Below are 13308 nucleotides of genomic sequence, written 5' to 3' on the forward strand. Positions count from 1 at the left end.
CTGCTCCTCCTTATATGATTTCAGCAGCCTGCAGCTTCTTAATCAGCAAATTGCATAATTGTTCGTCTGTTTCACCTTTAAGCATTTCACTCTGAATTTTAACTTCAGGCGTGAAGATCTGCATAACCTGGGTGCAGGAGCCGTTCAGTCCGGTCTTTTCGGCAGGAGCTTCAATATCAGCAGCTGACCAAGTTGATACCGGCATTCTTGAGGCTTTGATCGAACCTTTAACACTCGGATACCTTGGTTCGCCGATTGCTTTATCGACTGCGATGACCGCAGGCAATTGAACTTTGATTACTTCAAATCCGCCTTCAAAGGCGCGTTCAACAACGAGATGATCCTCATGGACTTCTCTGATTTTTTGAACATAGGTTGTTTGGGGAAGATGTAAATGCTCGGCAATACCAGGCCCCACCTGGGCGGTATCTCCATCAATGGCCATTTTTCCGCAGAAGATGATATCCGGTTTGCCAATTTTCTCAATGGCTTTAGCCAGCGAATAGGAAGTAGCCCAAGTATCGGCGCCTGCAAACGCCCGGTCACTGATCAGTACTGCTTCATCCGCGCCCATTGCCAAACATTTGCGCAGCGCAGATACCGCCTGTGGCGGTCCCATGGTTAAGACGGTCACTTTACCGCCGTATTGTTCTTTGATTTTAATAGCAGCTTCAGCCGCATATTCGTCAAACGGATTCACGATACTCGGAACACCGTCACGGATTAACGTGTTTTTAACTGGATCAATCTTTACTTCGGTAGTATCAGGTACTTGTTTAATACAAACAACGATTTCCACTTTCTTCATCCTTTCCTTGCGTTGCTTTTTACATTAATACAAAAAAACTGAGAGTATTTATATAAAAAGTGCTCGTGTCCCCCTTTTGACCAAATAATGAATCGCAGGTACATTCTGTGGGTAGTTTTACCTCATAATGTCTTTGTGAAATTTTTCACATTAGTATTTTACAATATGCTAACAAAGATATTTTTATTAGGGATCAACCCCTTAGAATACCTTAGGAAGAAACATATTTATACATACAAATATATATATTTGTATATACTACTTATCGAAATAATATCAGAAAGTGAAGAATAACACAAGCGAATTTTGATATTTTTTGGGGATTATTAATGTTTTTTGTTACAAGGCTGGATTTCTCTTGTTAAAGTATTTCTTTCACATCAAAGTGAGCATTTTTCAAGATATCATATATTTCCTCAAGCGGGGTTGATGCCACCTCCCGGTATATTCTTCTGGTATACATATGCCGGGCATTCGGGAAAATGTTTTTGATGCTCCGCCTGAGCTTATTTCCCGGTTCGTCCGCATCGACCAGCACATAAATCTCATCGTATTTCTCTTCGTCAATGAGCCTTTCAAGGTTCGTTTGATTAATGGTTCCGTACGTACAGATGATTTCGACAGGTTCATCCAGTACCTTCAGCAGCTGCTCCCTGTCTGTCTTCCCTTCAACAATAATGGCTTTATTCACTTCATCACTTCTTTTGTCCAAGATTTGTTTGCTGATATCCTTTATCCCGTATCTGGTATTCTTGATCTGCTTTATATGTTTCTCTTATTATAAATCATTTATTAATATCATCAATGAATAATAATTAATGGAAGTCATAAAAAATGTCCTAAATAAATCATATACATAAATAATCCGGGTTCCCCCGGATTATGATCGATATCTTCGTTTCAGGAATGGCTCGGTTTGTCGGCTTGTGTCTGTTGGATATTACGTTCCTTTTGAACATCATAATCTGTAAAATGTGGATCACTTACCGTCAGAGACGATTTGGCTCTTGCATTTTTTTTATGTTTACCCATGCCGGCTGTCCTTTCATCGTTTGCTATTACGCACTCCCTAAGTAGTATGTCCTTCTACAACCCGTCTATGCTTACTTCTCAAAATGGATACAGCTCCCTACTTTATTGTCCTACGCAAAAGCCTTTTACTTTCTGAAGTGTTTATAGAAAATTGTTGAAAAATGCAATCAACTAGAATATTCTAGAATTAGAAAGTATTTGTACTCAGGATAACTTAATAATCCTGGCCGAATACACCATTATTTTTTGCGAAGAGAGAGGAGAAATGGAATGACAACAATTAAGCAGAAAATATCTATTAGAGCCAGTATAGCAGTGATCATTGTGACTTCTTGCATCATTACATATATGGCGATTAATGCCAGAAACAATCAGATGGATGATGCCATATCCTACAGCAAAGAGATCGTAAACAAAATTGCCGGTGATTTGGCAGGAGAAAATGATTTGGCCCTGCAAATTACAGAGGATATCGTGATCTCGCAGGAAACAGGAATCTTTGGCAAAAGGAAAGAGACGACAAACGCCCTAAAGCGTATTCTAGATACGAACGCAGCAACCATTATCGGCAGCTATGTTGCTTATGAACCAAATGCCGACGGGCAGGATAAAGCCTGGCAAGGACAAGCCGGCAGTGATTCCAGCGGGCGTTTTGCGCCTTACTGGAATAGGCTGAGCGGTACACAGGCACTGGATCCTATTGTCGATATGGATGCCAGTGATTTCTATCAGTTACCCAAACAGACATCAAAACCAGTAATCATCGAGCCCTTTAGTTATGAAGGTGTATTGATGACCTCGTATACAGCTCCAATTATGATCAATAATAATTTTGCCGGTATTGGTGGAGTTGACCGAAGCCTGACTTCCATCCAGGAAAATTTATTAAAATACAAACCGTATAAATCAGCCCAGTTTGTCTTGCTCAGTCCTTCCGGCCTTTTTATTGCCGCTCCGGATGAGCAACTCCTCGGCAAAAACATCAATGAAAATACCCAGACGGCGGCAGTTTTTTCCGATATCCTGAAAACATCAGAAACCATGTATAAAACGGTCTCCAATCCATTTAACGGCAATGAAAGCTGGCTGTTTTCCACGCCAATCAGCAATGCGGACTGGACAATAGCGATGTTAATCGATAAATCAGAAGCCTTGGCGGGCATTAACTCTATGCTAGCAATCACCCTTGTCATCGCTGTCATTGGGCTTATTTTGATAATTCTGATTCTCTATTGGCTGATCGCTTCTGCCGTCAGACCTGTCAATGGATTGGTTGAAACCATGCAGCGTATTGCCTCAGGAAATTTACAAAGTACAGCCGATATTACAACCAATGATGAATTCGGTAAACTGGCCGAAGCAAATAATGCGATGGTCAAAGATTTACGAGAGCTGGTTGGCCAGATCTCGGCCAGTGCCCAAGACTTAGGTGCATCGAGTGAAGAACTCTCCTCCACCGCCGAGAATGTATCCTCGACGATGGAAGAGATCCTGGCTTCAGTGGAAGAAATCTCAGCCGGCATGGAGACCGTATCGGCTTCGACAGAAGAAATCAATTCTTCCGGAGAAGAAATGACAACAGCCCTGACCAAGCTTGCCAGTGAATCCAAAGAAGGTTCTGATACTGCCAAGCAGGTAGAGACCAGAGCTTTAGGGATCCAGCAGAATGCCCAGAAAGCCCAGCAGGAAGCTACAGATCTGTACAAAGACATTAAGGTTAAGCTCAGCAAAGCGATTGAAGATGCCAGCATCGTCAAACAAATATCCACACTGGCGGATACAATTGCTGCGATTGCCGATCAAACGAATCTGCTTGCACTCAATGCAGCCATCGAGGCAGCCAGAGCCGGTGAACACGGCAAAGGATTCGCGGTCGTCGCCGAAGAAGTTCGTAAACTTGCAGAAGAATCCTCTTCCACCGTTGAGCAAATTAAAGAATCAACGCAGGATGTGCAGAATTCTATCGCCAATCTGATTGATAACAGCGGTGAAGTCCTTCAGTTCATAAACAATAAAGTCGTTAAAGATTACGAAACGCTGGTCAATATCGGCGCGGGCTATGCTGAAGATGCCAAAACCTTCTACCGGACAACGAGCAAAATAACCGAGATGAGCAATCAAGTGCTCATGACCGTGAATGAAGTCAGCAAAGCAATTGAATCCGTGGCAGTCAATATGAATGAAAGCGCCAGGGGAGCTCAAGAGATCACGAAAGGGGCAGAAATCACGACAAATTCAATTGCCCAAATTGCCGAGTCTTCCGGGACACTGGCTGAAAGTGCCCATCAGTTGAATCAGCTGGTTTCAAGGTTCTCTTTGTAAGAAGAAAGCAAATGAATTAAATTAATCATTCCTGAATAAGAAAAACCCCGGAAAATTATAAAATTTTCCGGGGTTTTTCTTATGGCATTTGATGTTTATTTAGCCTTTAACATTGTAATGTAATTACTGGTCGGAGCGACACGACTTGAACGTGCGGCCTCTACCACCCCAAGGTAGCGCTCTACCAAGCTGAGCTACGCCCCGACATCTGTCCCTTGCGAAACACTAATACAATCTATCATACCGGGGGTAAAAAATCAAGCAAAATTCGGCAAAAAACAAATTACAAAAAACAAATAACATTGATTGTGCGTTTCAACTTTTAGCAATCAATTCAATTTTACGTACACCATCCAGCTCACCCAGATTTGACACCAGGCTTTCCACAGTTTCTTCCATTTTTTCTGTTTCGATCGAAATGGAGACATTGGCAATCCCCTGCAGCGGAATCCCCTGATTGATGGTAATGATATTTCCGGAGACGGAGGCGACATAGTTTAAAACATTCGACAAAATCCCTGCTTTGTCCATCAGCAGCAAGGACAGCGTAATCATCTTTTCTTTACTTGCTTCATAAAACGGAAAAACTCCGTCTTTATATTTATAAAATGCGCTCCGGCTTATTTCGACCCTCTCACAGGCTTCATTCACGGTCAGCACATCAAATTTCGCCAAAAGTTCTTTAGCCTGAGCTGTTTTCGTAATCGCCTCAGGAAGAATCTCCTTGCTTACCAACAGAAAATCTTTTTTCTGTTTGCTCACACAATTCAGCTCCCAACTTTTTTAGCATGCTGTTTCATCTATTATAATCATTTTCTGACGGTTTTGACAACCAGAATCGAGTAGGAGGGGGCGTCTCGCCCCCGGCCTCTCACACCACCGTATGTGCGGTTCCGCGTACGGCGGTTCAATAGTTTAAGTGCAGTACCTCGTATTTCTTGGCTATGTCATCATAGCCGAGGGATTCGAGGTATTTGTCAGTCAACGTATGATTAAGTATCCCGCTCCCGGCTACTCTCCAGTAGCCTTTGCCAGTGTACCCATTCTTGTGTGCCCAGTAAACCGACATGCCGAGTGCTATCAAGTTCCCGATTCGGGTTTTTGGTTTCTTCCACTGCTTCCAGATATACATCCGTATCCGTCGTTTCAGCCACCTGTTCAGTTCCTGAATTCTGCTCTTCATACCGGCAATAGCGTAATAATTAAGCCACCCCGTTGTATATAGCTTCAGTTCCTTCAGAATCTGTTGAATGGCCCTTCCGCGATTCCGTTTTGTGATGCCTTTGAGCTTTTCCTTGAATTTCTTCATTGACTTTTCATGCACCCGTATTCCCGTACCTTTGCCCGTCCTGTACAAGGCAAAGCCAAGGAACTTAAGCTTCAGCGGTGATCCCGCTTTACTCTTTTCCGAGTTCACTTTCAGCTTTAGTTTCTTCTCAAGGTACTGCTTACAGCTTTCTAATACACGTTCTGCTGCTCTGCGGCTCTTGGTGTAGACAGCAATGTCATCCGCGTATCGCAAATGCTTGTGCCCCCGTCTTTCCATTTCCTTGTCGAATTCATTGAGGTAGATATTCGAAAGTAACGGAGATAACGGGCCTCCCTGTGGGCTGCCTTCCTCCGTCTTGCTTTTCACTCCATTCTCCATGACTCCGCTTTTCAGAAACTTCTTGATGAGGTCTATAATCCGCTTATCTTTTACTTCTTTGCGTATTATATTCATCAGCAGTTCATGATTCATCGTATCGAAGTATTTTGACAGATCGATATCCGCTGCGCGGGTATATCCCTGTTCGTAGTACTCTTTCGCTTCCTTCATGGCTTGCTGTGCGCTGCGCCCCGGTCGATAGCCGTAGCTTGCCTCCGAAAACAGCGGTTCAAAGATTGGTTGCAATATCTGCACCAATGCCTGTTGCACCATCCGATCAATGACCGTTGGCACACCAAGTTTTCGTACTCCTCCATCCGGTTTGGGTATCTCTACTCTCCTAACCGGTTGAGGCCTGTACATCCCGTTTCCTAAACTCTGTAGCAACTCCTCTCTGTGTTTCCTGAGCCAGGGCAGCATTTCATCCACGGTCATTCCGTCGACTCCTGCTGCTCCACCGTTTGACTTAACCCTTTTGAAAGCCCTGTTCAGGTTTTCTCTGTCCAGAAGTCTTTTCATTAGGTCGACTGCACCGTCTTTTTCCTTGGTTTCTCGTTCAACGATGCTCCGCGCTCCGCCGTTGTCTTCGGGTTCCACCCTATCTTCCGGGCGGCAGCCAAGGTTTCCCTCGTATTCTGCCTTCTTCACATCGTCCACCTTCTTCCTTCTTCAAAAGACTACTACTGTTCAGCCCTTCCCGCGTTTCCGCGGTACTATAGCTTCTGCTGACTTCTCATGCCTCAGCTACACATCACTGCGCGGTTTGCTCCTGTGGGTCGTCGAATGCGTCCCTCTTGTCGGGAGCGTGGTATGAGATCTCCCCGGGTAAGAACAACAACCTTCATCCCATGTAACCGCCGCATTTACTGTACAGGGTTCGGGTAGTATTGGACTTTGTTTTATTAAGCAAACTCGTCCACCCTGATTCAGCCTTATATGCGGTTTCTGTTCGTCGGTTCAGGACTTTGCTTACGGCTTCCTTTAGATTCCACCTCACGATGGACACCCTTGCCGTTCGGCTAGCACTTCCTACTACCAAGCGTGCAGCGGACTCTCACCGCCGAGTTGTTGCCCATGCCGGGCGCACTTAGTTAAAGAAAGGGAAAGCCTAATGTGGGGCTTTCCCTTTCTTTCAAAAAAACGAAGATAAAATCTGTTCATGCGCCTCTAAATAATGATGCAGATCAGACCGCCGTGTCCTTCATTCACGATACGCTGCAGCGTATCCTGCAGTTTGATCTGGACATTGTCCGGCATTTTGTAAAGCTTGTTCTGAATTCCTTCCCTAACCAAGTCATGCAGGGACTTACCGAAAATATTGGACCCCCATAATTTCTTCGGATCAGATTCAAATTCTTCCAGAAGATACTTGACTAGTTCTTCGGCCTGCTTTTCGGTCCCGATCAGCGGCGTTATTTCCGTCGTGACATCCGCCCTCAGAATATGCAGGGACGGTGCGCTTGCTTTAAGCTTGATTCCGAAATGACCTCCGGATTTGACCAGTTCAGGCTCTTCCAGAAACATTTCGTCCAGTTGCGGTGTGACAACACCATAGCCGTTTGTTTTGACTTCTTCAAAAGCTTTCGAGAGTTTATCCCATTCTTTTTTGGCTTTGCTATAATCCAAAATCATTCTTAAAAGAGTATGATCGCCTTCAATATTAATTCCCGTCAGCTGTTCCAGGACTTGTTTAAACAGATCTTTTTCGGTGGTGATCTCAATTTCGGCATGGCCCGTTCCGAGATCGGTCTCTTTCAGAATAATGTCTTTGGAATGCGGACATTCAGACAATATCTCCAGGGCATGATCGATATCCCTGATCCGCTTGATATCCCCAACCGATTTCTGAATGACGTTCTCAAACTCGGCCCGGATCGGATGGGAAAGGTCCAGTTCTTCAACCCATTTGGGGAGTTCAATATTGACTTCGGCAACAGGGAACTCATACAGAATTTCCTCAAGGATCTGAGAAATGTCATTTAAGTTCATTTCCATGCAGTCTACCGGAATGACCGGCACCTGGTATTCCTGCTCCAGGCCGCGGCATAGCTCCATGGTGCTTTCCGCGTAGGGTTTGGTCGTATTCAGCAGCAGAATAAATGGTTTGCCTATTTCCTTCAGTTCGGAAACGACCCGCTGCTCCGCTTCAAGATAGTTTTCTCTCGGAATTTCGGATATCGATCCGTCTGTCGTGATGGCGATACCCAAGGTAGAATGGTCGGTAATCACTTTGCGGGTACCTATTTCAGCCGCTTCCTCAAAAGGAATCGGTTCGTCATTCCAGGGGGTATGAACCATTCGCGGTTCATCTTCTTCCCCCTCATAACCAAGTGCACCATTCACAGCGTATCCGACACAATCCACCATTCTGACATTCATATGAATCGTATCCTTCAAAACAACTTCAACCGCCTCAGAAGGAATAAACTTGGGCTCCGTCGTTGTGATTCGGCGGCCCGCGCCACTTTGCGGAAGCTCATCCCGTGCTCTTTCCCGCTCAAATACATTGACTATGTTCGGTAAGACCAGGAGTTCCATAAAACGTTTAATAAATGTAGATTTTCCAGTCCTGACGGGACCGACAACACCGAAATAAATATCCCCTCCTGTCCTTTCAGCAATATCGCTGAAAATATCATAGTTTTGCATAGATCTTTTCCCTCCCTTTTAGTGTGCTGTCCTTCCAGCAAGGACCTGAAATCTACTTTTTTTGCTTGTTTTGTCTTCTCACACTTAACAACAGGACTAGCACCTCAAGCATTATATTTATATTGAAGAAATAACAAATTTATGTCTAAATTATTTATCCATTTTTTCTGAGGACTCAAGAATATCTTCCGCTATTTGCAATACATATAGGCAAGAACACAGTATCCACAACAAAACGGAGGTGTGCTGAATATGATCTCGTCACTGTTAATCATTATTGGAACCATCATCATGCTTATGTTCGGGATCTTTTTCCTGGCATTATGTATCAAACTCGGATTTCTTTGTCACAAGGCATTGGAAATATATATTGTGAAGAACAGCTGGGAGGATGAACCGCATCAGATCTCAGGACGCGTCAAAGCAAACTAAATTAAACTAAAAGAAATAAGCAAAGCAAAAAGCTGCTAACAAATTTGTCAGCAGCCTAGTACCTTGTCAACTCTAAAATGCATGCTAAGCTTATCTCAGGACTATATCCCAAGACTTAACGCCCGAATATCCCCATATCCTCTGTTTCATGTTTTCTGCCTCTCATCATGAGGTTCTCAAGTGCTTCGCTCGGACTAAGTCCTTCAAACAGTACTTTGTAGGCCTGTTCGGTGATCGGCATAGAAATACCATATTTTTTACTCAGCTCAAAGGCTACTTTTGTCGCGCGAACGCCTTCCACGACCATGCCGACTTCCCTCAGGACTTCATCGAGCGGCTTACCGGCGCCCAGTGCCCTTCCTGCCCGCAGGTTACGGCTGTGCAGGCTTGTGCAAGTCACAATAAGATCTCCTATTCCGGCCAGCCCGTAAAAAGTCTCAGGCTGACCGCCCATGGCGACCCCGAGTCGGGTCATCTCAGCGAGTCCCCTGGTCATTAAGGCTGCTTTGGTATTATCTTTTGGGTTCATCCCATCCAGGATACCGGTACAGAGCGCAACAATATTTTTGAGCGACCCGCCCATCTCAACGCCGATCATGTCAAGATTTGTGTACACTCTGAATTTCGAAGTCATGATCAGATCCTGGACGGTTTCGGCCACTTTGATATCCTTGGCGGCAATGGCGACGGCTGTAACAACATCTCTGCCGACTTCCTCCGCATGACTCGGGCCGGATAAGACCGCAATCGGATGACCCGGCAGTTCTTCCTCAAGCACCTGGGAAAGCCTTAACCCTGTATTCTCTTCGAGTCCTTTGGCCGTATTAATCATGATGCAGCCAGGTCTTAAGTATGGCTTGATCAGACGTGCGCTTTCTCTGACCGCGTGGGAAGGTACGCTGACGAAGACGGCTTCAGCATCGATCTCTTTTAAGTCCGTCGTCGGGGTAATCTCGTCCGGCAAAAAGCATCCCGGAAGATACTGAATATTTTCCTTTTTTCGTTTCATCAGCTCTATCTCATCTGAAAAAATCCCGATAAGGGAGACCTTATGTCCTGCCCTGACCAGCAGAAGAGAAATTGCTGTTCCCCAGCTCCCTGAACCAAACACTGCAATTTTTTTCACTTTGTTTTCACTCCCCTTTATTTTTACCAAACTTAGCTTCAGTCCCGTTAAGGATTCTTTGAATATTGGACTGATGCAGGAAAATCACTGTTGATGCGCCTGCCAAGGCCAGTACTTTATAAGCGAGCGGCTCCTGAAAAACAAAAGCCATGATAATCACGGTAACCGCGGCTAGAATTGATCCCAACGAAACGTACCTGCTTACGAGCACAACCAGAATAAAAACCACCAGGGCAACAATCGTTACCTTCGGCACCAGAACAACAATGACACCCAAACCGCAGGCAGCACCTTTACCGGTTCGCTTAAAACCAAAATACGGATTAAAGCTATGCCCGAGCATCGCAAGCAGACCACCGGCAATGCCGCCCCAGGGGCCGAAGACCAGCCAGCAAAGGTAAGCTGCAAGGCCGCCTTTAAGCGCATCCGCAGCCAATACGCCGATTCCCCACAATGGACCCAGAACACGGAAGGTGTTTGTAGCTCCCATATTGCCGCTTCCATGCTTCCGAACATCTATATTTTTGATCTTGCCTGCCAGAAAAGCAGATGGTAGTGCTCCCAGAAGATAAGCAAGCAAAAAAATCAGATACGCAAACATAATGAAACTTTCTCCTTCATTTCTCTTACTTGCAGATTATTGTTTTTCTTCGTCTCTTTTTCGCATGATCATTCTGATTGGCGAACCTTCAAAGCCAAAGTTCTTACGCAGCTGATTTTCCAGATAGCGCTTATACGAAAAGTGAACAAGCTCCGGATCATTCACAAAGAATATAAAGGTCGGGGGCTGAACACTGCTTTGTGTTGCATATAAAATCTTTAGCCGCACGCCTTTATCCGATGGCGGCGGATTCAGATGCACCCATTCCCGGAGCAGGTTGTTTAAGGTGCTGGTCGAGATACGTCTGCTGGTCTGCTCTGCAACAAATTCCACCAGATCCATAATTTTATTGATTCTTTGGCCTGTCTTGGCCGAAACGAACTGCGTGGGTGCATAAAGGACAAAAGCCAGTTCTTCCCGGATATCTTTTTCATATTTATTGATGGTTTTCTCATCTTTGATCACAAGATCCCATTTATTGATCACAAGGATGAGACCTTTTCCTGCTTCATGTGCATAGCCGACAATTTTCTTGTCCTGGTCTGTTACGCCTTCGATGGCATTAATCACCATCAGTACGACATCCGACCTGTCCACAGCCCGGAAAGAACGCACCACACTGTAGTTCTCCGTAACTTCGGAGATTTTTTTCTTGCGCCTGATGCCGGCCGTATCGATTAATACATAATTTCTGTCTTCATACGTAAACGGAGTATCGATCGCATCCCTGGTCGTTCCGGGTATGTCACTGACAATGACCCGTTCCTCCCCGAGCAGTATATTGACAATCGATGATTTGCCGACATTCGGTCTGCCAATCACGGCGATTTTGATCACATCCGGGTCATAGTCGGCCGCGGCATCTTCCGGCAGGACCGAAACAAGCGTATCGAGAAGATCCCCGGTATTCATACCGTGAACGGCCGAAACTGGAATCGGATCACCGAAACCCAGCGGCAGAAATTCATGGGCCTCTGCCTCAAACCGGGTAAATTTTTCTACTTTATTCGCGACCAGCAATACCGGTTTGCTCGATTTCCGCAGGTATCTGGCGATCTGCTGATCATCCGGCGTAATTCCGGATTTGGCATCGACAAGAAACATGATGACATCAGCTTCATCGACTGCGATTTCGGCCTGCTGTTTCATCTTCGATGAAAGCGGTGTCGTTTCATCTTTAAATTCTATACCACCGGTATCAATCAGCGTAAATTTTCTGCCAAGCCATTCAGCATCATAATATAACCGGTCCCTTGTTACCCCGGGGGTATTTTCAACGATGGCCACCAAGCCGCCGACGATTCTGTTAAATAGCGTCGATTTCCCGACATTCGGACGTCCAACAATTGCTACCACAGGTTTACTCATTTTCCGAACCTCCAATCGTTATCCCAAAAAGTCCTTCTATAAAAGATTGACCATCATTCTCCACAACTACCGGTATGCCATTGACCTGTTCGGTCAGCCACCGGACATCATATCCATCGAGGAATACTTCTTCACCGGCTCTCAGCATCACGCGCGATAGTAAGAAATACTCTCCCTGCAGGTCACCCAGTTGCGGTGCGATGTCCTGAGCCGTGAGCAACCCTGCTACGGTCACCGCAGGTCCAAAAAAACGGTTGCCAATCTCATGAACGGTAATATGTACACCCTGAACTGCAGGCAGCTCCGCGATCCTGGACCGGAAATATGCCGCTGCTGATGAACCAGTTACGAGATGTATCTTTCTTTCCGGAATCTGCCTCGGCAGGTCACAGAGACACATCCGGATTTCTTCCTGAAACTTTCGGGCCATGCCAATGCCGTTTTCCAGTTGCGGAAAGTCATCATATTCTGGATATGACGGAAGATCTCTGCCGGCAAGCATATAAAATTCATCAGAAAAATAAACAAGGTTTAGTCCGGTCCATTTTCGGTATTTCTGCTGCCATTCTATACCGATATCCAGGACTTCCTTGGCCTCCTCCGGCGTTACAGTCCGAAGTTCAGGCAATCCATCCCTGTACTTTGTTAAGCCGACCGGAACAATCCCAATGGACTGGACCTGTGGGAAAAAGGCCGCAAGGTTCTCCACGGTTTCCTGCAAGATCTCCCGGTCATTGTAATCAGGGACCAGAACGATCTGCGTATGAAGAACAAGACCAGCTTCAGCAAGCCTTTTTATTTGCTCCGCCAGCTTCCCGGCCTGCCTGTTTCTCATCAGTTTCTCCCTGACGACGGGATTCCATGCATGAACGGAGATATACAAAGGACTTAGATGCATGTCGATGATTCTCTGAAAATCCTTCTCCTTCAGGTTGGACAAAGTGATATAGCTCCCCTGGTTCACCGACAACCGGTAATCGTCATCCAGATCGTACAGCGATGATCTCATCCCGGGAGGCATCTGCCGGACAAAGCAGAAAACACAGTTATTCCGGCACTTCATTAGTCCGTCCCGGCCTACGCTGCTGACTTCGATACCAAGCAGTTCCTCCGGTTCCTTGATAATCTCCAGTTCCCAGATCTCATGATTCTTCTTCTGAATGATTAATGTAAATTCTTCTTCAGCGGTCCAATACTGCAAATCCAAAATATCCTGAACATTGTGCTGATCCACCTGGAGAATCTCATCTCCGGGTTCGATTTCCATCTCAGCAGCAATACTGTTTTTCATGACAGCAGATACCATCAACCCATTGGGCATT

The 13308-nt window shown here is 45.5% G+C and carries 12 protein-coding genes and 1 tRNA gene; 2 read left to right on the forward strand and 11 right to left on the reverse strand.

What is annotated here, in order from left to right:
• Nucleotides 1-10: 10 nt before the first annotated feature.
• Together DHBDCA_RS04795 and DHBDCA_RS04800 are read right to left on the reverse strand one after the other, a co-directional pair.
• On the reverse strand, nucleotides 11-799 hold the full coding sequence (locus tag DHBDCA_RS04795) for an electron transfer flavoprotein subunit beta/FixA family protein (RefSeq protein WP_015045138.1): 789 nt from the start codon (nucleotides 797-799) through the stop codon (nucleotides 11-13).
• A gap of 370 nt (nucleotides 800-1169) precedes the next feature.
• Nucleotides 1170-1520, reverse strand: coding sequence for a toprim domain-containing protein (locus DHBDCA_RS04800; protein ID WP_015043046.1), 351 nt, complete (start codon nucleotides 1518-1520; stop codon nucleotides 1170-1172).
• A gap of 590 nt (nucleotides 1521-2110) precedes the next feature.
• Here DHBDCA_RS04800 and DHBDCA_RS04805 point away from each other — a divergent pair.
• A complete protein-coding gene (locus DHBDCA_RS04805) occupies nucleotides 2111-4162 on the forward strand; it encodes a methyl-accepting chemotaxis protein (RefSeq protein WP_015043048.1) in 2052 nt (683 codons plus the stop codon).
• 127 nt (nucleotides 4163-4289) lie between these two features.
• Here the strand turns inward: DHBDCA_RS04805 and DHBDCA_RS04810 are convergent.
• The 5 genes from DHBDCA_RS04810 to spoIVA all read right to left on the reverse strand — a co-directional run bounded on the left by DHBDCA_RS04810 (nucleotide 4290) and on the right by spoIVA (nucleotide 8459).
• Nucleotides 4290-4366, reverse strand: a tRNA-Pro gene (locus DHBDCA_RS04810).
• A gap of 111 nt (nucleotides 4367-4477) precedes the next feature.
• Nucleotides 4478-4924, reverse strand: a complete 447-nt coding sequence (locus DHBDCA_RS04815) for an ACT domain-containing protein (RefSeq protein ID WP_015043049.1) — start codon at nucleotides 4922-4924, stop codon at nucleotides 4478-4480.
• A gap of 145 nt (nucleotides 4925-5069) precedes the next feature.
• Nucleotides 5070-6467, reverse strand: a complete 1398-nt coding sequence (gene ltrA, locus DHBDCA_RS04820) for a group II intron reverse transcriptase/maturase (RefSeq protein ID WP_015042619.1) — start codon at nucleotides 6465-6467, stop codon at nucleotides 5070-5072.
• 184 nt (nucleotides 6468-6651) lie between these two features.
• Nucleotides 6652-6807, reverse strand: a complete 156-nt coding sequence (locus DHBDCA_RS15410; protein WP_021315529.1) for a hypothetical protein — start codon at nucleotides 6805-6807, stop codon at nucleotides 6652-6654.
• A 170-nt stretch (nucleotides 6808-6977) separates the two neighbouring features.
• Nucleotides 6978-8459 carry a stage IV sporulation protein A gene (gene spoIVA / locus DHBDCA_RS04825; protein ID WP_015043050.1) on the reverse strand — a complete coding sequence of 494 codons (1482 nt, stop codon included), beginning with the start codon at nucleotides 8457-8459 and terminating at the stop codon, nucleotides 6978-6980.
• A gap of 252 nt (nucleotides 8460-8711) precedes the next feature.
• Here spoIVA and DHBDCA_RS04830 point away from each other — a divergent pair, with 252 nt between their 5' ends.
• Nucleotides 8712-8891 (forward strand): hypothetical protein, encoded by a 180-nt coding sequence (locus DHBDCA_RS04830; protein WP_015043051.1) that lies wholly within the window; start codon nucleotides 8712-8714, stop codon nucleotides 8889-8891.
• A 115-nt stretch (nucleotides 8892-9006) separates the two neighbouring features.
• Here DHBDCA_RS04830 and DHBDCA_RS04835 read toward each other — a convergent pair whose 3' ends face one another.
• Genes DHBDCA_RS04835 through DHBDCA_RS04850 form a run of 4 tightly spaced genes read right to left on the reverse strand, consistent with a single transcriptional unit; the run spans nucleotide 9007 to nucleotide 13307 of the window.
• Nucleotides 9007-10017: an NAD(P)H-dependent glycerol-3-phosphate dehydrogenase gene (locus tag DHBDCA_RS04835; RefSeq protein ID WP_015043052.1), complete on the reverse strand. Its 1011-nt coding sequence runs from the start codon at nucleotides 10015-10017 to the stop codon at nucleotides 9007-9009.
• A gap of 7 nt (nucleotides 10018-10024) precedes the next feature.
• The gene (gene plsY, locus DHBDCA_RS04840) at nucleotides 10025-10618 is read right to left on the reverse strand and encodes a glycerol-3-phosphate 1-O-acyltransferase PlsY (protein ID WP_015043053.1); all 594 of its coding nucleotides are present in this window, start codon (nucleotides 10616-10618) and stop codon (nucleotides 10025-10027) included.
• A gap of 36 nt (nucleotides 10619-10654) precedes the next feature.
• Complete coding sequence (gene der / locus DHBDCA_RS04845) at nucleotides 10655-11986, reverse strand: ribosome biogenesis GTPase Der (protein WP_015043054.1); 1332 nt, start codon at nucleotides 11984-11986, stop codon at nucleotides 10655-10657.
• On the reverse strand, nucleotides 11979-13307 hold the full coding sequence (locus tag DHBDCA_RS04850) for a DUF512 domain-containing protein (protein WP_015043055.1): 1329 nt from the start codon (nucleotides 13305-13307) through the stop codon (nucleotides 11979-11981). Before DHBDCA_RS04850 ends, der begins: the two co-directional genes overlap by 8 nt.
• Between the last annotated feature and the right edge of the window lies 1 nt (nucleotide 13308).

The sequence above is a fragment of the Dehalobacter sp. DCA genome, from assembly GCF_000305775.1.
Lineage (GTDB): Bacteria > Bacillota > Desulfitobacteriia > Desulfitobacteriales > Syntrophobotulaceae > Dehalobacter > Dehalobacter alkaniphilus.